At 46.0% G+C, this 20,952-nt stretch carries 12 protein-coding genes and 1 pseudogene; 10 read left to right on the top strand and 3 right to left on the bottom strand.

The window, feature by feature from the left end; genetic code table 11:
• Positions 1-147: 147 nt before the first annotated feature.
• Both I8748_RS06015 and I8748_RS06010 read left to right on the top strand, forming a co-directional pair.
• Positions 148-618: an Hsp20/alpha crystallin family protein gene (locus I8748_RS06015; protein ID WP_198123748.1), complete on the top strand. Its 471-nt coding sequence runs from the start codon at positions 148-150 to the stop codon at positions 616-618.
• A 45-nt stretch (positions 619-663) separates the two neighbouring features.
• On the top strand, positions 664-1,206 hold the full coding sequence (locus I8748_RS06010) for a DsbA family protein (RefSeq protein ID WP_198123747.1): 543 nt from the start codon (positions 664-666) through the stop codon (positions 1,204-1,206).
• A 102-nt stretch (positions 1,207-1,308) separates the two neighbouring features.
• On the opposite strand, the gene I8748_RS06005 is transcribed toward I8748_RS06010, so the two are convergent.
• Complete coding sequence (locus I8748_RS06005) at positions 1,309-2,964, bottom strand: group II intron reverse transcriptase/maturase (RefSeq protein ID WP_225896324.1); 1,656 nt, start codon at positions 2,962-2,964, stop codon at positions 1,309-1,311.
• A gap of 626 nt (positions 2,965-3,590) precedes the next feature.
• On the opposite strand from I8748_RS06005, the gene I8748_RS06000 reads away from it, so the two are divergent.
• The 8 genes and pseudogenes from I8748_RS06000 (at position 3,591) to I8748_RS05965 (ending at position 11,239) form a co-directional block, all read left to right on the top strand.
• Positions 3,591-4,145 carry a general stress protein gene (locus tag I8748_RS06000; protein ID WP_198123746.1) on the top strand — a complete coding sequence of 185 codons (555 nt, stop codon included), beginning with the start codon at positions 3,591-3,593 and terminating at the stop codon, positions 4,143-4,145.
• 192 nt (positions 4,146-4,337) lie between these two features.
• Positions 4,338-4,601: pseudogene (locus I8748_RS05995) on the top strand (transposase); the annotation flags it as partial.
• A gap of 103 nt (positions 4,602-4,704) precedes the next feature.
• Positions 4,705-5,547, top strand: a complete 843-nt coding sequence (locus I8748_RS05990) for a 2Fe-2S iron-sulfur cluster-binding protein (protein WP_198123745.1) — start codon at positions 4,705-4,707, stop codon at positions 5,545-5,547.
• The gene (locus I8748_RS05985) at positions 5,534-6,526 is read left to right on the top strand and encodes an FAD binding domain-containing protein (RefSeq protein WP_198123744.1); all 993 of its coding nucleotides are present in this window, start codon (positions 5,534-5,536) and stop codon (positions 6,524-6,526) included. Before I8748_RS05990 ends, I8748_RS05985 begins: the two co-directional genes overlap by 14 nt.
• An 18-nt stretch (positions 6,527-6,544) precedes the next feature.
• A complete protein-coding gene (locus I8748_RS05980; protein WP_198123743.1) occupies positions 6,545-8,761 on the top strand; it encodes a xanthine dehydrogenase family protein molybdopterin-binding subunit in 2,217 nt (738 codons plus the stop codon).
• Between the two features lie 57 nt (positions 8,762-8,818).
• The gene (locus tag I8748_RS05975; RefSeq protein ID WP_198123742.1) at positions 8,819-9,979 is read left to right on the top strand and encodes an XdhC family protein; all 1,161 of its coding nucleotides are present in this window, start codon (positions 8,819-8,821) and stop codon (positions 9,977-9,979) included.
• Positions 9,958-10,554 carry a nucleotidyltransferase family protein gene (locus I8748_RS05970; protein ID WP_198123741.1) on the top strand — a complete coding sequence of 199 codons (597 nt, stop codon included), beginning with the start codon at positions 9,958-9,960 and terminating at the stop codon, positions 10,552-10,554. Before I8748_RS05975 ends, I8748_RS05970 begins: the two co-directional genes overlap by 22 nt.
• A 430-nt stretch (positions 10,555-10,984) precedes the next feature.
• Entirely contained in the window at positions 10,985-11,239 is a 255-nt protein-coding gene (locus I8748_RS05965) for a hypothetical protein (protein WP_198123740.1), read from the top strand.
• A 132-nt stretch (positions 11,240-11,371) separates the two neighbouring features.
• Here the strand turns inward: I8748_RS05965 and I8748_RS05960 are convergent, their stop codons facing one another.
• Positions 11,372-11,932, bottom strand: coding sequence for an amidohydrolase family protein (locus tag I8748_RS05960; RefSeq protein WP_198123739.1), 561 nt, complete (start codon positions 11,930-11,932; stop codon positions 11,372-11,374).
• A 468-nt stretch (positions 11,933-12,400) separates the two neighbouring features.
• Positions 12,401-20,521, bottom strand: coding sequence for a phytase (locus tag I8748_RS05955; RefSeq protein WP_198123738.1), 8,121 nt, complete (start codon positions 20,519-20,521; stop codon positions 12,401-12,403).
• Between the last annotated feature and the right edge of the window lie 431 nt (positions 20,522-20,952).

Raw genomic sequence — 20,952 nt, 5'->3', positions numbered from 1 at the left:
TCCTCAGAAAGTCCTTAGATTTCTTCTCTATAGTGGCAACAGAGTTCAGCACTGGCATGATAGCAACGCTGTTTCAGGGACTGACAAAACCCAGTCTAATGCAGAATTCTAAACACCCAAGTATAGATCATCAGGAGACTTAAAATTATGGCACTCGTTCGTTGGGAACCTTTCCGAGAAGTTGAAAGTTTGCAGCGGCAGTTAAACCGCTTGTTTGATGAGATAGCACCGACAGGTCGTAGAGAAGAGGAAGGCATTGCCTTTATTCCCTCCGCAGAGATTCAAGAAACCCCCGATGCGATTCATCTCAAGGTAGAAATTCCCGGTGTAGACCCCAAAGACCTAGATGTGCAGGTATCGCCAGAGGCAGTATCTATTTCCGGTGAGCGCAAGTCAGAAATCAAAACAGAAGAAAGAGGCATCACCCGCACCGAATTCCGCTATGGCAGGTTTCAGCGCGTAATTCCGTTGCCTACCCGTGTCCAGCACGATCAGGTGCAAGCAGAATACAAAGATGGCATTCTCAAGCTGAGGTTGCCCAAGGCTGAAGAAGATAGGAACAAGGTTGTGAAAGTAAACTTAGGTGACGGGCACAGGGGCAACGGGCAAGGGCAGTGACGCAATGTTTTCCAAAGCACTCCCTTAAGAGCAGGAGGTGACAATATGATCACAACAGCAACAGGCGAACTTAGCCTCCCAGTTAGCGATCGCGACCATATCCGAGGGCCAAAAAACGCACCCGTCACCCTCGTGGAATACGGCGACTATGAGTGTCCCTATTGCGGTCGTGCCCATTTCATCGTCAAAGAACTCCAGCAGTTGACCGGCGATCTCATGCGCTTTGTCTACCGCCACTTCCCATTAATCAGTATGCATCCCTACGCTGAGCAGGCAGCAGAAGCAGCAGAGGCAGCTGGGGCGCAAGGTAAGTTCTGGGAGATGCACAACCATCTCTTTGAACATCAACAGGCGCTTGATCGCAAACATCTAATAGAATATGCCGCTAACCTCGGTCTTGATGTGCCTCGGTTTAGTCACGAACTCGCCGAGCACGCCCACGTAGCCAGGATACGCGAAGACTTACTCAGCGGAATCCAGAGCGGGGTCAACGGCACGCCGACTTTTTTCATCAACGGTGTGCGCCACGATGGCTCTTACGACCTCCGCTCATTGTTAGCCGCGATTGAAAACGCAGCCGAATCCTGAGTGCTAAGGAGCCAGAGGGCAGAAGGTTCAAGGATAGATTCTTCCCTCTGCCAAAAGGTCACAAGCCCACGCCAGTTTGCTCAAGTCGGGAAATCCTTACTTTCAGAAGCCGTTGTTAAATCCCCTAAATTTATTTATGGGGATTCCCCTTCTGGTTGAGTCGATGGGGAGTATTATCTCCCACACCTCTGAGTTAGAACCGGACGTGCCGCGTTTGCGTGCATCCGGCTCCCGATGTTCTGGTTTGCTCATGTGCAGGTAATCATGACAGCTTTCATGGACTGCTATCAGATTATTCTTTTTCCAGTTGGAGTGGTTCCCATCTTTGTGATGTAGGTTAACTTTCTCATCAGATAGGAGTTTAAGTCCACAGGCTGCACAAGTATGGTTTTGCCGTTTTAAAGCAAAAGAGGTTTTGCCGTCGTAGAGTTTGCTGTTACGTTGACTCCAGTAGGTGATGTCTCCATCAAAGGGTGATTTTATACCTTTAACGTTGACGTGCTTGTTTTCGAAGTAGGGAACCTTGGGGAACGCTTTGTCCAGCAAAATCTTGCTGGTTTGGCGGTTTAGTTTGGTTTCCTTATTGAACACCTGAAATGCTCTGCGTTGGATGTGGTACAACGAGAATCGTGACCCGTTCATCTTGCAGTGGCAGTGGTAGTTCCTCCATCCTCTAACTACAGGGGCTAACTTGAGAGCCTTTGTTGTAGCACCAATATTCGAGTTGTTGACAATGCGCTTTACTTTCTGACGGAATGTTTTAAAGTTGTCCTCTGAAGGGACACATCTAAATTTTCCGTTGTTCTGCACCTTGAAGTGCCAGCCAAGGAAGTCAAAGCCCGAAGTCGTAGCGGTTAGCTTGGTCTTCTTCTGGCTGATATTCATCCCCCTGTCTGCTAGGAATTGGCTGATTTTGGCTAGTATGATGTTGGCATCGTCTTCTGGTTTAAGAATAAACACCATGTCATCGGCATATCTTACCGAGTTATGGATTTCCTCAATTCCATTGAGTGCGATGTTAGCTAAAAGCGGACTTCCCACGCCGCCTTGCGGTGTTCCTTGTTCGGGAAATTCTGGGTTTACACCTGCTTTTAAACATCGGAATATACCGAGTTTTAACCCCTTGGGGGCAATCAGGTAATCCATAATTGCTTTGTGGTAAATCCTGTCGAAGCATTTTTCGATATCAAGCTCGATGACTCGTTTGTCTTTTCCGTGGTGGTTGGATTGTAGGTTTGTAAACAGGATTTTCTGAGCATCGTGTGCCGAGCGTCCTGTCCTAAATCCGTAGCTCCTTGCATGAAATGTTGCTTCGTGTGCTGGTTCTAAGGCATATTTTGCAAGGCATTGCCATGCTCTGTCTGCCATAGTGGGGACTTTGAGGATTCGGGTTTTTCCGTCCTTTTTAGGTATCGGTATTTCCCGTAGTTTGTTATGATTCCAGTTATTTGCACTGAACTTGAGGAGTTCTTCAAGTGCGAAGCGTTCTCTAATGCTGAGGGACGCTTTGCCATCAACACCTGCGGTCTTTTTCCCAGCATTTAGCTGTGTTACTTGTAGCTGTGTTACTTGCCGAATCGCCAGTAATCTAGCCGAAGTAGATTTCAGAATCAGCTTTTGTAGTGAGCGAGCTTTCCGATAGTCGCCAACTCGAACAGCTTTGTACACGCGCAATAGTAGGCGCAATAGGTTACAACGGAATTTCTTCCACGGTAGTCCTTTCCAAGATTCACTGGTATTTCTACTGTGTCTAATCATCGCTCTTACTTCAATCGTGTGTATTCTGAACACCTCAACCCAATTACGGGTTGTCCTACCCGAACCGAAGGAATTACGCTGCTCGTCCAGCCTACTTGGGGTTCGACCTTTCCCTAGACCCTCAGTTCGTTTTTATTCGTTCCCTCACAGAGATTGTTTCGTTCCTTTAGGCGTAGCCAATTCAACCAATGGATTCCCTAGACTCATACCGCTATTGAGGACATTTGCGGCGGGAATAATCTCCAATGGAGTCGGGTTTTGTCTGTTGTGTCCCGCTCAAGGCTGGGTTGCTTTTTGAGGCTCTGTTTCACCTTGGGAACTCCCTGTTAGCACCAGTGTCATCTCACAACAGATGTCTGATTGCGCCCTGTTTTCAGCTTCACTTTCCAAAAGTCGAGTCTGGGAGCGCGTGGACAGATAAGGAGTCACACCTGAGTCAGGTGGGCAGGACTTTCACCTGCATCTATCTGAGAGTTCAACCAAATCTATTTCTAGATTTGGTTGGTGAGGTTATTTACGGACTGATTACCGTGATTCACTCACATCGAATCGCACGCCCTCTGCCTTTCTTGATAACTTTCGGTTTTATTGGTGAGCTAGTGCTGCCTCACTGAAATAAGGATAATATGATTACAACAGATAACAAGCACGCTGTTGGAGTATTTACTAACCGTAAAGCAGCGGAGCAATCAGTTAATGAATTGAAAGCCTCAAGCTTTCCAATGGAAAAAGTTGCGATTTTTGCAAGATTTGCAGATCGCATAAATCGTATTGGCGAAGTATCAGTCAGTTCGCGTATCAACAATCAAAGTGTAGATACAACTGGAGCAGTTGGTGACGCTTTAATTACAAGTTTTTGGGGAAGCGTATTAGTTGGTCTTAGCAGTTTGGTACTTCCTGGCGGTATTGGAGTAATAATTGCAGTCGGTTCGGTTGGAACAGCATTCATTATCAGTGTAGCGGGTGTTGCAGTTAGTACTATAGCCACAAATCATTTAGTAAAGGTGCTAGCTAGTTTAGGTATTCCTGAAGACCGAGCTAGACTTTATTGCGATCGCATCCAGTGCTGTGAATATTTACTAGTACTAAAAGGCAAAGATGAGGAGATTGAAAATGCTGAAGTCATTTTGAAGAAGCATGATATTAACTATTGGGGTATCTATGAGCTACCACAGGTTTAAATAAGCCTTCTTGGGTGGCCGCCGAGATACGGATACCGTTGGCGAAATATTGCTTAACAAAAAAACGGTGGATTTACCGTGTATTACTTGGAGAAGATAGATATCCCTTTTCGTGTATTACACGGGAGAAAAAAATTAAGTTAGCTGCCTCAATAATCAATAAACTAGAAGAAATACTTATGTATGCAGTATATGTGCTTACATCCCGAAAACTTCCTCCTATTCCTGATGAAACGGTACGTGTAGCCAAAGCCGCGTTCCCCAAAGGTAATTTATATATGCGACTGCGTGATGAACTTGGAGTCTTTTATCAGGATGAAGATTTCACATCACTGTATCCACAACGGGGTCAGCCAGCGCAAGCACCTTGGCGGTTGGCGATGATACTGGTGATGCAATATAAGCGAGAATTTATCTGATAGACAAGCAACTCTTGCAGTGCAAGGGCGGATTGAGCGAAGGTGCTTCTGCGCCTTTGGTGGGTGCAGACCGTGAGAAGAGTCGGTGCGAAAAACAAACACTTGTCCAGGGCTTGTTCGAGAATGTTGCAAGGAGAATCATGGACGACAATCAAGAACGACAAGACTTCGATCTAAGCGAAAGCGATGAGCAACTCAGCGCGGACGAAAAAACACTACTCGACGAACTCGGTATTGTCGGTGCTGCTCGCCGAAAATTCTTGGGGCAAAACATGGCTGCGGCACTCGGCACCTTCGCCTTCCACCTGCTGGCTAAAGAGGAGGTCTTTGCCACGCTCGCCGCTTCGCCCGACGCAGTGTTCGCTTCGACAGCTGGGGTGGAAAACGCCGTTAAGGTCTTGTTGAAAATCAACGGCTCTACTCAACGCCTGGAAGTGGATTCGCGCACGGTGCTGCTCGATGCCCTACGCGAAAGACTTGGATTGACCGGCACCAAAAAAGGGTGCGATCAAGGACAGTGCGGTGCTTGTACAGTGATCGTTGACGGACGCCGCGTGCTTTCGTGTCTGACACTTGCCGCGAGCTGCGAGGGAAAAGAGGTGACGACCATCGAAGGGCTGGCTCAGGGCGACCAACTTCATCCGATGCAGGCGGCGTTCATCAAATACGACGGCTTCCAGTGCGGTTACTGCACGCCGGGGCAGATATGTTCGGCAGTAGCGCTTTTGCAGGAAGCCAAAAACGGCGACGTGAGTCACGTCACTAACAATTTGCGGACGAGTCCCCAAAATTTAGAACTCTCCGATCAAGAAATCAGAGAACGCATGAGCGGCAACATTTGCCGTTGCGGTGCGTATCCAGGAATCGTTGCGGCAATCAGAGAAGTTCATTCCGGGCGCGAAACAGCCCAAGCCTGGCATTTTGCAAGCGATGAAGAAATTGCCATTGCATTCAATGAGGGCAAAGCCGATGAAATCGTTTAAATATTCTAGCGTAACCGACGCAGCAAGCGCCGTTGACACCGTTTCCGCTAATCAAACGGCACAGTTTCTCGCAGGCGGGACAAATTTGATTGATTTGATGAAAGAATACGTCGAGCGTCCCAGCGAACTTGTTGATATCTTAGGTTTGAATCTGGCGGAAATTCGATCGACCTCGAACGGAATTTCGATCGGCGCGTTAGCCAAAAATACTGATACGGCTAACCATGCGCTCGTCCGGCAAAATTACCCGCTTCTGTCAATGGCGATTTTAGCTGGTGCCACCGTACAGCTTCGCAATATGGCGACCAACGGGGGAAATTTAATGCAGCGCACCCGTTGCCAGTATTTTTACGACATCGCTATGCCGTGTAACAAACGCGAGCCTGGCAGCGGATGCGGAGCTATTCAGGGACTCAATCGCATTCATGCCATTTTTGGCTACAGCGATAAATGCGTGGCAACTTACCCAGGCGATATGGCGAATGCGCTTTATGCGCTTGACGCGGTTGTGAAGGTTCGGGGCACGAACGGGCAAGAACGTACAATCCCGATCCAGGATTTTCATCGCTTGCCGGGCGACACGCCGGAAAAAGATAACAATCTTCAGCATGGCGAATTGATCGTTGCCATCGAAATGCCGAGGAATAACTTCGCCGACAAGTCTTATTACCTAAAAGTTCGCGATCGCACTTCATATGCTTTCGCACTGATTGCCGTGGCTGCTGCTTTAGAAACAAGAGGCAACAACATCAAACAGGCACGCGTTGTTTTGGGAAGCGTCGCGCATAAACCTTGGCGTTCAGGCGAAGCGGAAAGAGTTTTGATCGGAAAACCAGCGACGGAAGAAACTTTTCGGGCTGCTGCCGAAGCGGCTTTCAAAGATGCGAAACCCCTTGAACATAACAGTTATAAAGTCGAACTCGGAAAACGCGCCATTGTTCTCGCTTTGCAGCGAGCGATGTCGGGCGGTGTTGCGTAAGTAGGGAGAATAAAAGAAATGGCAAGATACATCGGAAAAGAAATGAGCCGCGTAGACGGCATCGCAAAAGTGACGGGCAAGGCAAAATACGCCGCAGAATTTCAGATTTCCAATCTCGCTTACGGTTTTATCGTGCTGGGAACCGTAGCAAAGGGCACGATTAAATCAATCGACACGGGTGAGGCTGAACGCGCTGCGGGCGTAATTCGCGTCTTCACGCACCTGAACACACCAAAGCTTGATCCGAAGTTTTCCATGGTGCAGACTCCATCGCGCGCTACCGATGAGCAAGACAAGTCGTTTCGGGCGCTCCAGTCCGACAAAATCTTCTTCAATATGCAGCCTGTGGCACTCGTCGTCGCCGAGACATACGAGCAAGCGCGTTATGCGGCACGTCTGGTCAAAGTCTCCTACAACACAGAGCCGCACACGACCGACACCGAGGCGGTGCGAGCGATCGCGCGCGTCCCCACCCAAGGGCCGCCTCCAAAGCCGCGCGGTAATCCCGAAGAGACGATGCGTACAGCGGCTGTGAAGGTAGAGGCCGAGTACCGCATTCCTATCGAGCACCACAACCCCATAGAGCCGCACGCGGCCATCGCGGTCTGGCAAGGCGACAAGCTCACGGTCTTCGACAAGACGCAGGGGGTCTATGGCGTGCGCGCACATTTGGCTTCGAGCTTCGGCGTGCCCAAGGAAAATGTGAGCGTGCTTTCACCCTTCGTCGGCGGGGCTTTCGGATCGTCGCTGCGCCCGAACTATTATCCGGCGCTGACAGCGATGGCGGCCTGGGAACTCAAACGCCCAGTCAAGGTCGTCTATACGCGCACACAAATGTTCACTGGCCACGGCTATCGTCCGTACACGATTCAGAAGGTCGCGCTCGGCGCAGAGCGATCGGGAAAGCTCTCCACGATGATTCATGAAGTCGTACACAACACCTCCAACATCGATGAGTTCTCAGACGAAACCACGCTTTTGACGCGCCAGGTCTACGCCTGCCCGAACCTCTACGCGCCGCTGAAGATTACCAACACTGACCTCCCCACCCCGACCTGGATGCGTGCACCGGGGGCCGTTAGCGGTATGTTCGCGCTCGAATGCGCGATGGACGAGCTGGCCTACGCGCTCAAGATCGATCCGCTCGAACTACGGCTGATCAACTACGCCGAAGTAGACCCCGAGAGCGGCAAGCCATTTTCGAGTAAGGCGTTGCGGGAGTGCTATCGGCTCGGCGCGGAAAAATTCGGTTGGAAGAACCGCCAGTTTGAGCCGCGCTCAATGCGCGACGGACGCCTACTAGTCGGTTGGGGTATGGCAACCAGCGTCTGGGACGCTGCCCAGATGCCTGCTGCCGCCCTGATCACGCTGCGGGTGGATGGCACGGCGCAAGTTGCTAGTGCGACCAGTGACATCGGCCCCGGCACCTACACGGTGATGACCATGATCGCTGCCGAGTATCTGGGGCTGAAGTTGGAGCAAGTGAAATTTGAACTCGGCGACACGAAGTTCCCTCGGTCACCGTCGCAAGGGGGATCTTGGACGACGGCGAGCGTCGGCTCGGCGGTGCGCGGCGCGGCTCTAGCGATCGGCACGAAGTTGCTCGCACTCGCGAACCAGGAACCGAATTCTCCGCTTAAGGGGGCAGCCGCCGCCGATGTCGAGATGCTCGACGGGAGACTGCAACTAAAAAGCGACCCGTCGCGTTTCGTCAACATCTCCGGGGTGATGAAGCGTAATGGTCTCACCGCAATCACGGAAACATTCGAGTCGCGTCCCTCAGAGGAGCGCAAGAAGTATGCGACGTTGGCGCACGGCGCGCAGTTCATTGAAGTGAAGGTCGATCCGGATGTGGGGACTGTCCACGTTACGCGGGTCATTGAAGTGACCGCCAGCGGCAAGATCATGAATCCGAAGGCCTCGCACAGTCAGAAAATCGGCGGCGTTGTCTGGGGCATTGGTATGGCACTGCAAGAGGCGACTGAAATCGACCATCGTTACGGGCGGATCATGAACCCGAATTTGCAGCACTACCATGTGCCGGTTAATGCCGATATTCTGGAGATCGAAACGATCTTTGTTGAGGAGGACGATAAAATCGTCAATCCGCTCGGTGTCAAAGGCATGGGCGAACTCGGTATGGTCGGAATTTCGCCGGCGATCGCCAATGCGGTTTTTCACGCGACCGGCAAGCGAATCAGAGATTTGCCCATCACGCCTGACAAACTCTTGTAGAATTTGCTGCCGCAAATTTAGCGCTATTACATAGTTCTGTAAGTGAGTAATAACTATATGAACGAGTTACAGCATATCCTGCAAGCATTTGTACATAGCCAAAAGTCAGCACAGCGTAGTGCTTTAGCAACGGTAGTACAAACAAGTGGCTCGGTTTATCGCCGACCAGGGGCGAGAATGTTACTGGTTGAAGATGGACAAATGATTAGTGCGATTAGCGGTGGCTGTTTGGAAGGTGATGTTTTTGAACGGGCGCAATCGCTGATGTTTGGCGGTGGTGAACCGATGGTAGTAAGATATGACACTACATCGGATGAAGACATTGTATTTGGCTTTGGGTTGGGGTGTAATGGCGTTGTCGATGTTTTGATTGAATCTTTAGCTGATGAAACTGCTGCGAGCCAAATGTCTTTCATTCAAGATTGTTTGCAGTCTGGGCAAGTGGGAGCGATCGCTACTGTCTTTAGAATAGAGGGAGCGTCAGATATTACAGTTGGTTCTCGAATGATGCTGAAATCAGATGGCACTGTCATCAATCACGTTGCTAATATTTTCATTGCTCAAAAGATAGAAATAGACACTCACCAAGCACTGAGAAAAAAACAAACTTGCGTACAATCATATACTTTACCTCAAGGACGCGTTGATGTGTTGATTGAAGTAATTCATCCATTAGTACCACTGCTCGTATTTGGTTCTGGATATGATACGATTCCCGTGGTGCATTTGGCGAAACATCTGGGTTGGCACGTTACCGTAATTGACGATCGACCAGGGTATTTGAGAGGCGATCGCTTTCCTCAAGTTGACCAAATTCTCTGGTGCGAACTCAATGATTCCCACTCATACAAACATTTGCTGACACCGCAAACTGTAGCAGTTGTCATGACACACCGCTATCTAAGCGACATAGCATTTCTCAAGACTCTGATTCCGTCCCAGGTGCGTTACCTGGGAGTGTTAGGCCCAAAACGCCGGATGCAAAAATTGTGGGATGATCTGTCTGAAGAAAATATCATTACCACATCTGCACAAGAACAACGAATTTATAACCCTGTAGGACTAGACATTGCTGCGGAAACACCCCAAGAAATCGCCCTGTCCATCGTGGCAGAAATTCAAGCTGTAATTGGCGGACGTAGGGGTAGTTTCTTGCGCGATCGCCCAGGCTCGATCCATTCTCTCTTAGAGCAACCATGTCTAACATTGGCATTATAATTTTGGCAGCAGGCGCTTCCACAAGGCTTGGTCAGCCTAAACAGATCCTAGCTTACCAAGGTAAATCACTAATTCGACATATCACGGAGGCGGCGATTAATTCTCAGTGTCGGCCAGTTGTTGTTGTGTTGGGTGCTTACGTCGAAACTATTGAGCCGCATCTGAGAAATTTAGATATCCACATTGTTTATAACCAAAAATGGTCAACTGGTATGGCCAGTTCCATTCGATGTGGACTAAATGCTATTGGGGCGATCGCATCTGAGATTGAAGCGATCTTACTGATGTTATGCGATCAACCGTTTGTTTCCTCCGACCTGATTAATCAACTTGTTACAAGATATCAAGCTACAAATTCGATGATAGTTGCTTCGGAATACGCGGGTATCCTTGGTGTTCCTACTATATTTCACAAAACGTTATTTTCAGAACTAGCTCTTCTTCAGGATGATATCGGTGCTAGAAAAATCATTCGTCAGCATTATTCAAACTGTTCAAGCATTTATTTTGCTGAGGGAGTTATTGATGTAGATACTCTTGAGGATTATGAACAACTTCACAAGCATCATCGTTAACAAGTTAAGCTTTAGGGCTATTAGTCAATAAGCAAAAGTATGCAATAGTTCAAGGGGCGACAATCGCCTCTAAACCCGGACAGGGAAGGGTTTGGGAGGAACAGACCCCTTGAAAAATTTGGGTGCTTATTGAGAATGAACTATACAGTTATTAAGCAGCCAGCCGGAGGGTACAGTTTAATGGTAAAAAAGAACGGTCTGGTAATTTGACCAAGACCGTCATAATAATGCTGGCATCATTCTACCAAAACTTTGAGCGAAAAATACCTGAATAAAGCACAGTTAATCACACTGAATATGTTGGTGTGGTTATTACAAAATCAGAAACAAGTGAGGATAGAAAGACTAGCGGCAACACTACCATTTAACTAATTTGCCTGATTTAAATACTGCTCTCAAAATATACGCTCAACGTTTTGGGATTGAAGCAATGTTTAAAGATTGTAAAACGGGTGGTTACAATCTGGAAAGTTCTCAAGCCAATCCTGATAGACTTCTACGTTTGATTTTCTTAATTGCTTTGGCTATGACTAGTTCTTGGTTACATGGGCAAAGAACTAAACTTCAAAAACTTGATTCATATATTTGTCGCACTCAAGAAAAAAATAGAACTCAAAAACGTCACAGTAATTTTTGGATAGGTTTATATGGTGAGCCAGCGCGGTCTTGGGGGTTTCCCCCATGAGCGACTGGCGAACCCGTAAGGGTCAAAATTGGATAGTAGCTTGGCATGAGTGTCAAGCATGGGTCGAGGAACTGGTCGGTTTCAGTCGCAATAAGCAAGCATATTCTCAGCGAGGTTTAAGGGCTATGAAGCTTATACAGCAAGCACTTTAGCTCGCTTGTCGCCCCTTGAAGTCTCAGTGTCAATTTGCTCTTTTAATATTGCAACAATGTCTTCAATACTTTCCACCCCACTATCTGGCGGTGGTGACAAATTTGCAACAGCAAGCATAATGGCGTAATTGAGGATGTGACTATGGGCATCGATGAAGCCGGGAACCATGATATTGCCGTTTAAATCGATGATGCGAGTAGCTTCCTCCTGATATTCCATCACTGCTGCTGTGCTTCCCACTGCCAGAATTTTGCCATCTTTGACAGCAACGGCTTCTGCGGTGGGTTGAGCATCGTTTACAGTAATAATTTCACCATTGATGTAGATAGTATCAGCGATCGCTTGAAAAGACTTTGAGCTTTGCCCAATCACCTTAGAGGGTGCAGTAGTTTTAGCCAGCTTATTAGACAGTGCGATCGCAGCTTCTAATGCTCCTGTACCTAGTTGAGTAAACCTCAATGGCAGAGTAAATTTCTCAATTAGTAAAGAAATAAGGGGATTGCAACAAGGGCAATGCCCAAATTGGGGCTGTTGAATCATGACCATTAAGAAAACATCCTTTACTGCGTATTCTTGTCAATTACTAGGGAGAGATAAGTAGAACACAGACTCTTAAATAACTCCCAAAACTTTAAATTCAATCCAGGAAAGCAAGGAAACCTACACTTAAAAATCCGCCAGTAGGTTTGGACATACTGCCACTTTGATCAAAAAAATTCAAGGACAGTTAAGACAGTTAAGAAAAAATTAATAAATCCTTAATAATTATCGGCATATTTTCAATTATTTTTCAAATTGGTCTTATAGCTGTCGCCAGTAGTGTTATACCAATTCTCCGTGAACATGCACTTGTATCAAGTCCGGTTAATTAGCAACACATGAATCGACTGTAGGGGCGTACAGCTAGCTGTACGCCCCTACGAGGATATCTGTATCAGGTATTTCGTGAAATGGTATTAGACAATGATTGTCATTGTCATGTTGGGATAATTTCTTTTCTGGAAGTCCCTAAGCAATACTCAAATTTACTTGCACAATCATATCGTTGAAATCTTTGTCGCCACCATTTGCTATATCCTCAAAGCCAAAAATGTTATTTCCTAACAAACTAATGTGATCTACCTGCTGATAATTAGCTCCTAAAAATGGGAAATAAACAGGTTTATCATTGTTAGGATTGCCATCTAATATTGCATCTGGTGTACCGTTAGCAATAATCAATGGTGCAAAGATAGAACCAGGTTGGAAAGTAGCGGTATAAGTTGCCGTACCGTTGTTTTTTGCTGTCAAGTCGATACCTGCAACGCGTGCATTCACGGCTGCTTGGGCATAATCGGCTTCTGTGGGCAGAATATCTGCTTTACCATCTTTATCGCTGTCAATGCCTCCATTTTCATCAACTACTTGATAGAAGCTGATGTAATTGTTATAACCAGCTTCTCGATGAACAACAAACTCGGCTTTGACTAATTGTGTCTCGTTGCGTAAATCGATTAATTCTGCTTGGGATTCACCTTGTAAATTTGTACCTAAAGGTAAAGATTCACCAGTAGACTTAATTTTGACTACCAAATCTTGAAAGTCTTTGTTGCTAGATTTCAGCTTCCAAGCGAGAGAGTATTCATTATTGCCTAAGCTGGTAATTTTTTGGGTGGAAGCATTAGCAAATACGACATCGGTGATGGGGGTGACTCCAGCGCGGACGGCATCATTAGTACCATTTTTCACTACATAGAATCTTAAATTATCACCAGAGTTCAACTCTAATAGTCGTGATAAATTGTTGCTATTAAATCCATTGGGCAGTTTGTTAATAGCAGAGAAAATCGCCTTTCCTCTCTCTAAAGCAGCTTGGGCGTAACCTGCTGCACCGGGTTTAATGCCGTTGATTGTACCTTCTGCATCATCAACAGTAAACGCAGCCACTTCATTTACTTTGTTGGAACCGGTTTTTGTGAGAGTGACTTGCAGATTTGATTTGACACCAATACCGGAAATAGTAAATACATCATTCCCACTTTTGGTAAGGTTGGGGGTAGCTAAGTTAAGCGTCTTGGCTAAATCCAGGATAATGATTTCGTTGTTATCAATTCCCCCCGATCGCCCCGTTGAAAATGGATAATTGTTATCGTTGGCTACTAAGATTGTATTGGCATCCAGCACCACCACATCTTCAATAGTTTGGAAGGGGAAGGTGAACTTATTATTACCATCTTGATTCAAATCATTGGGGTCTTGAATATTCAGCAAGTCCACAATTTCTTCTTTGCTGACAAAGCCGTTGGCATCTTTTTGTGAGAAGTCAACTTTGAAGATTTTCTTGAACTTGGCGTTAGCTCCTTGATTATTATCCCGCTCAATGACTAAATATTCATGGTCATTAATCACGGCAAAGTCGCCAATGGAGTTGTTGGCATCTGACAATTGATAATAACCAACTAAACCTTGAAACTGCTGCGATGCTACATCAAATTTGTAGATTCTAAGTGAACCTACGGAGTTGCCTGCAACGGTGCCTTCTAGCAATGGATATAGGGTCTTTTTATCAGGGCTAATTGCTAAACCCTCAAATCCTCTAGAACTACTTAGGTTAGAGACTGCTGACTCACCGACGAATTGGTCGCGTACCAAGTCACCGATATCAGGGAAGTCGGTGAAGTAGCCATCGACACCTAAATTGATGAACTGTTGGAGTTCTTTTTTCAAGTCGCCATTGTAATCCCGTGCCAGGAAAACACCTTCTTTACGGAAGGTATAGGGGTGTACCAGCAAGCCTGCGTCATGGGCATCGTCAACTAGGGTTGTGGGAGTTTTGGTGATTCTATCGGCATCATTAACTACACCATCAGCAGTGATATCATCATCCTTGCCATCGCCATTGAGGTCAAAACCTTGTACTGGTACAATTAGGCGTTTATCTGGGCCGATTGCCGCTGCGTAGGTAGCGATCGCTTCCAGTCCTTCTGGTTTGATAAGATCGCCATAGGTGCGGGTGTCACCACTAACAACAAAATCGTAAGGACGGCTTGTCGCCCCACCCAATAGTTGCACTAAAGGTAAATCAATTCCCGCTGCGGGTAAGATTTCCTGTTTCAATTCCTGGAGGTTGCTAACCTCAAAAGACTGAATAAACACTCGTTTGGGGTCTGTGAAACCCTTAGCAACCAGCGTGTCAACTAATTTCTCACCCAGGTTAATACCCAAATTAGCAAAGTAGGTGGGGTGCTTGGTTTCTGGATAAATGCCGATTTTGCGACCGGTTTGGTCTTCTACCTGCTTCACCAAATCAATGATTTCTTCTAAGGTAGGAATTTTCAAGCCATCATCATCGTATTCGGTTCCTCGCAGTTGGGGTAGACGTTCTTTAGCATTTAATGTTTTCAATTCTGCTAAAGTAAAGTCTTCGGTAAACCAACCAGTCACAGGATTACCATCGATTATTTTAGTAGTTTTGCGGTCAGCAAATTCTGGATGGTCGGCAACGTTGGTGGTTCCGGAAATGTCGTTTTCGTGACGGGCGACTAAATAACCATCCTTAGTGGCGACTAAATCAGGTTCAATAAAATCAGCCCCATCTGCGATCGCTAGTTTATACGATTCTAAGGTGTGTTCTGGACGATAACCACTAGCACCACGATGACCAATGACTATTGGTGCATCACCATCTAAGGTGTTAAACTCTGTTTTATTTAACACATCGGGGTTATCAGGCGATCGCACAAACTGCCCCGTTAATCGGTCGCGTACCAAGTCGCCAGTACCAGGAAAATCGGTGAAGTAGCCATCTACACCTAAATTGATGTACTGTCTAAATTCAGCTTCTGGGTTGCCGTTATAGTCTTTTGCTAAATATCGCCCTTCGTTGCGGAAGGTGTAAGGATGTACCAACAAGCCTGCATTATGGGCATCTGTCACCAAAGAAGTGGGTGCAGTCAAGGTTTTATCAGCATCGTTGACAGTACCATCACCATTGACATCATCGGCTTGCCCATCCCCGTCAGCATCAACACCTTTGACAGAAACAATCATCCGCTTCCAAGGGCCAATACCATCGGCATAGATGGCGATTTCTTGCAAACCTTGGGGTGTGCGTAAGTCTGCATAGGTGCGAGAGTCACCACTGACGACGAAATCGTAAGGCTGTATCTCAATTAGTGAACCATCAAGGTTAACATCATAAGCATCTAATAGTTGAATTAGAGGCAAATCAATCTTAGCAGCAGGCATGATTGTATCATGGAGTTCCTTGAGATTGCTGACCTCAAAAGATTGAATATATACTCTACTTGGGTCTGTAAAGTTGTTGGCAACTAAGGTGTCAATCAACTTCTGACTCAAATCGATGCCTTGATTTTTAAAGTATGTAGGATGCTTGGTTTCTGGATAAATACCAATTTTCCGACCTGTATCAGCTTCTTCTTGCTTCACCAAAGCAATGATTTCTGACAAGGTGGGAATTTCGTACAAATCGTTAAATACTTGCGGGCGGAAACTTTGAGCCATCTTTGCCCGTAGCGTCTTGATTTCTGCTAAAGTAAAATCTTCAGCAAAGAAGCCTTCTTGGGCTACTCCATCTACTATTTTTGTTGTTTTGCGGCTGGCAAATTCTGGATGATCTGCCACATCGGTAGTATCAATTAGATTTGGTTCATGACGGGCGATTAATACGCCATCTTTGGTAGAAACCAAATCAGGTTCGATGAAATTAGCACCGCGTTCAATGGCACGTTGGTAAGACCCTAAAGTATGTTCTGGCAGTTCACCACTCGCACCACGATGTCCGATAACAATTGGCGCTTCGCCATCTAAGGTGTTGAGACTAGTGTAATTTGGTGTAGCGATGGGAGCATCTAATAATTTACCAGTGGCATCAAAATGCAAAATGTAAGGGCCAAATTCATCGCCAATCCAGATTGTACCATCTGGTGCTAATACAAATGATTCTACATCAAAGTCTGCACCTGTTAAGAGGCGTTCTGTAGTGTTTTCATTAACTATATCGAAAGGAACTTTTTTGTCAGGGTCAGATAATTGGATAAAGTCCAACACCTTGACGGTGCTATTACCATCAATTTCTGTACCTCGAAAACTGGGGTCAAGGCGATATAACCGCAACAGAAAATCAGCACTATTGCTTTTACTACCAAAACCGTTGTCAGAGAGGAACCAAAAAGAGTTATCATCAGCAATTTGTACGCCACTAAAACCTTGGATAGGCTGACTTGCAAATGGGACATTTCGGCCATTGGTGTTACCGGTGATGGCACTACCTGATGGCGGCCCTTCGGCAAAGCTATCGGCTGGCAGAGAAGCGAAACCTTTTAATGTGACTTTGGGTGCAACATTTAAAGTAACTGTTGCTTGGTCATCTTCAGTTGCATTATGATTTCCTGGTGTAGAATCAGGGTCATTCTGAAACACAGTTGTGACTTCGGCTGTGTTTTTAACCACACCCTTAGTATTAGCTTTGGCGGTTAGCTTCAGAGTAGTGTTGACATTGGCGACGACAATACCAATATCCCACACACCCGTTTGACTGTCATAAGTTCCTTGTTCAGGTGTTGCAGAGATCAAACTGAAGCCTTCAGACAATAAATCTGTAACTTTGACGCTGCTGGCGAAACCAGAACCTTTGTTACTTAGTGTCAAAGTAAATGTCACCTCGTCTCCCACTTGTGGACTGGCATTATCCACAGTTTGACTCAATTCCAAATCTGCCTCGGCGTTGGGAGTGCGAGGATTGTAACTAGTGGTATCAATATTTAAAGGATTAGAAAATTTATTGGCGATATTTTCCCAAGGCACAAGTTTAAAGTTCGAGTTGATATTCTCACCATCGGCAATGGTGGCTGGTAGATTATCACCATCTTGAGTGACAAACAAACCAAATGGAAAATTAGCACCCAAGGAAACGTTAATTACATCTGCACCATCGGACTCTTGAACGCTATCAATACTCCCATTGTTACCCACAGCAAAGTTACCCACATATGCGTTATCACCTTCACGGGTGTAGGCAACAAAGGTGCTGTCACCTTGGCTAGATGCTAAAAGGTAGCCGGTACCGTTTGCACCATAATATATAGTCAGTCCTTCTACGTCGTCGGTGAGGTGAGTTCCACCCAAATCTCTGACTTTATCAATTAGCTGACCAGTATTACTACCATTTGGTTCAGCTGCAAATTTCCAGATACCCACATCTTCTTGTCCGATGTAGAGAAAGCCGGTTTCTTGGTCTACTACCATGCCTTCAGTTTGAGGGCTGCGTCCTTCAGTTGTGGGTATGGTAAATTCCCGGACTCTTTCATGTCCGATTTTACCATTGCCTTTGTCAATGAGTTTGACTTGAGCTATATCTCCAGTTTCGCGGCGACTGACAAAGACGTAGTAATCGTTAGTTTTGGGACTCCGGTATATAGTCAGTCCATAGGCGCTGCGAGATGATGTAGAATAAGGTTCGCTAAAGGGTGATGCTTGGAAAAGAGTTGCGATACTGCTATCAGTGATGTCTTCTAAATATGCACCTGGGGTGTTGGGATTGGGGTTAATTTTGAAGATTGCTAGTTTATCGTTTTGGCGATCGCTCGCTACTGCTATATCTATAGATTCCCCGCCCAATTGAAAACCGTATTGCAAATCAATATTGTTGTAGCGAATGCCACCGGGATTTACTTCTTGCAACAACTCACCAGCCAAGTTGTAGACTCGCAGACCGGCATTTTTCACTGAAGTCAAAATCAAGCTGTCGGCGGAGTTTTCCGCATTCACATAAATAGCAGGATCATCAGCATCGGCACGCTGATCTCTGGGTAATGTCTCATCATCCAATAAATCAGGACGAGTTTCTACTGTGGGTGTGGCGGTACTCACGATATCTGCACTCAAGGTAAGAATTTGGGTAAATTGCGATTCGCTAAAGTTGTTGTCACTTACCAACACAATGGACTGGCTACCATCTGCTAATTTCGGGCCGAAGCTAATGCCTTCAATATTATCTGTGCCATTGGGTAAGTCTAGGTCATTTAAATTCAATAGCAACCGTTTTTGTACTGGTTGGATAGTTTCTAGTTCAGTTGCACTCAAACTATCGATGCTGCTGATGTCGGTTGCACCCTGTAAAGTAACTTCGTAGATTTTGATTGTGTTACCTACGCCTTGGGCAAAAGAACGTTCCAATGCTAGTAAGGTACCACGATTATCAATTGCCAGTAAGTCCACCAAGCCGTTATCAGTAAAGGCTGTAGTCGGGTTTGGTTCCACCGCTGCATCGGTAATGTAGAGATATTCCTTTTCTGGTTGTCCACTCAGCAAGTTGTATTGTAAAATCCGGGAACGGCTGCCTGTGGTGGTGGATACTCTCGGGCCATCTTGGAATAAAGCTTCTTCAGTGGCAGTATATAAAGTCTTTTGGTCTGGTGTGATGGTGAGGCTTTCAAATGCCAAGTTATTGCGAACGCCTGATGTTTGCGTATCACCTGCGTCTATAATATTGTTGCCGTTGGTGTCTTCTACCTGGGGGAGGAATTTTTTAGGTACTGTTAATGTTCGCAATTCTTCTCCTGTTGTCAAAGAAAACTCTTTGATGAAAGGATTGGTAACACGACCTGCACTAGGATTAACTTCACCCTCAGAAGAGATGAAAACAGTATTATTGTTGGTTAAGGCGATGCCTTCCGGGTCAAGGCTGAGGGCGGTAAAAAAGTTACCAGCGGTATCTTTGAGGGGAGTGACATTGGTAAAGGTTACGCCATTGGAGTCACTGGTGAACGTATAAAAGCGGGCGGGGGCGATTTGCGAGCGATCGTCTGAGATAGCATAGAAGCGATCGCTCTTCTCATCGTAAGTCACACCAGACAATCCGCCTAATCGAGTTGCCGTGCCATTGACTATACCCGCCGCACCAGGGGGTATAAAGCTGGTGGTGAAAGTACTTTGTCCTGCAAATCCTATGCTAGGTATAGTTTTACCTGCTTCTGTCGCCCCCACCTCCACATCTACCCACACGAGACGATGGTCGGAACTGGGAAAGGGAAAAGTACCTACCAAAGGAAAGGTTGCATCACTATTCACAGGCCAGAAAACTGCTGAATCCTTAATTTGCAGGTTTGCTGACGGTAAGACGTAATCTGTCCGCAGGTTTCCAGGAGTCGTATCAGTAAAGTCTGCGGTATCAAAATAAGGATTGCCTTTTTGGTTGGCGTTTGCACCACCCTGTAACTGTGCTTGTTGGGCAGCGCCGGCACTGGTGGGGATAACATTAGTATTAATCCCTGGATTTTGCAATAGTTGCCGAACAGCATTGTCAAAACTATCACCATCTACAGGGTCAGCATTTTGATCGCCCATAATCACAAAGCTAGAACCAGCAGCCAGCCCACCATTTTTACCATGATCATCGTAGATGTAATCACCTTTAGCAGGGGTAATGTAGTCTGCCCAAAAGCGAATTTCATCATGGTTGCGTTTGCCGTTGCGGTCTTCAGACCCATCAAAAGTAGGCGGAGTGGGGTGACTGACGAGGACGTGAATTGTTTCGCCGTTCACCTGAATGGGTACATCCCAGTGACTCTTGGAAGAGAGACGCAGGGCGTTTTGTTCTTCAGATGAGTACCAAGGTGTGTTAGTAGTAGGATCAATGATGGTAGACAGCAAAGAATCCGGCATATCTTGCCAAAGGAAGTTTTGGAAAGTGCGGACATTGGCTGTATCGATGGGATATTTAGATAACAATAACATCCCATATTGTCCGGGAAAATTGCCAAATCCCCAAGCATCATCACCGTATCCCGATGCGCCTATTGTTGTAACTACTTTGCCGTCGTTGTTCAAGTCAAACCCAGAGGCAACACCAGTGTTGGAAGGTGCAATATAAACGTAGGGATAATTAATAGGAGTTGCACCGTTTTGACTGACTGCAAGGTAATTTTCTTGGAATAGTTGAACTGCTTGTGGGGAATAGTCAAACTCATTAATTAGTAGTACATCTGGGTTGCTGCGTTGAATAATTTCTGCAACGGCTTTAGCCTGGGCATTGTTGGGGGTAGACAAATCAGTGACTAGCTGACCATCAGTGTTGCGGTTCAGGGAAGCGTTGAACTGAGAAAAGCGAATTGTGGTTGTAGTGACCATAGTTATTTCTGTGGTAGATTCCAGACCAGCAAAATAGGTATTTACTTAACTTCTGGCAAAAGCCTTAATTTAAAACTCTGTATGAATTTGGATTTAGCGACCCCAAATTATCCCAGCTAGATTAAGAAACAGATAGCGCAAGGTTAAAATCAGTAAAAACCTTCGTGTCTTAGTGCCTTTGTGGTTAAAAATGTGACTTTGTAACCACTAAGACATTAAGACACCAAGGTAAAAAGCCCAAATCGGTAAATTGTTTGAGGATTTTTACCTATTTGAAAGAGCTAGTTCTGTAAAAGTAAGCAAATTGCAAAAGTATTAAATTTCTATTAAAAAATACATGATATTAAGTATATTGTCTTAAGTGTGTATCTCAACAAAAAGTTGTGATAATTTTGTGAACAGTAACAGCCCCTAGTGGTAACTGACATTAA

It is taken from the genome of Amazonocrinis nigriterrae CENA67 (genome assembly GCF_016056305.1).
Classification (GTDB): Bacteria; Cyanobacteriota; Cyanobacteriia; order Cyanobacteriales; family Nostocaceae; genus Amazonocrinis; species Amazonocrinis nigriterrae.
This window is presented reverse-complemented; position numbering and strand designations above follow the sequence as displayed.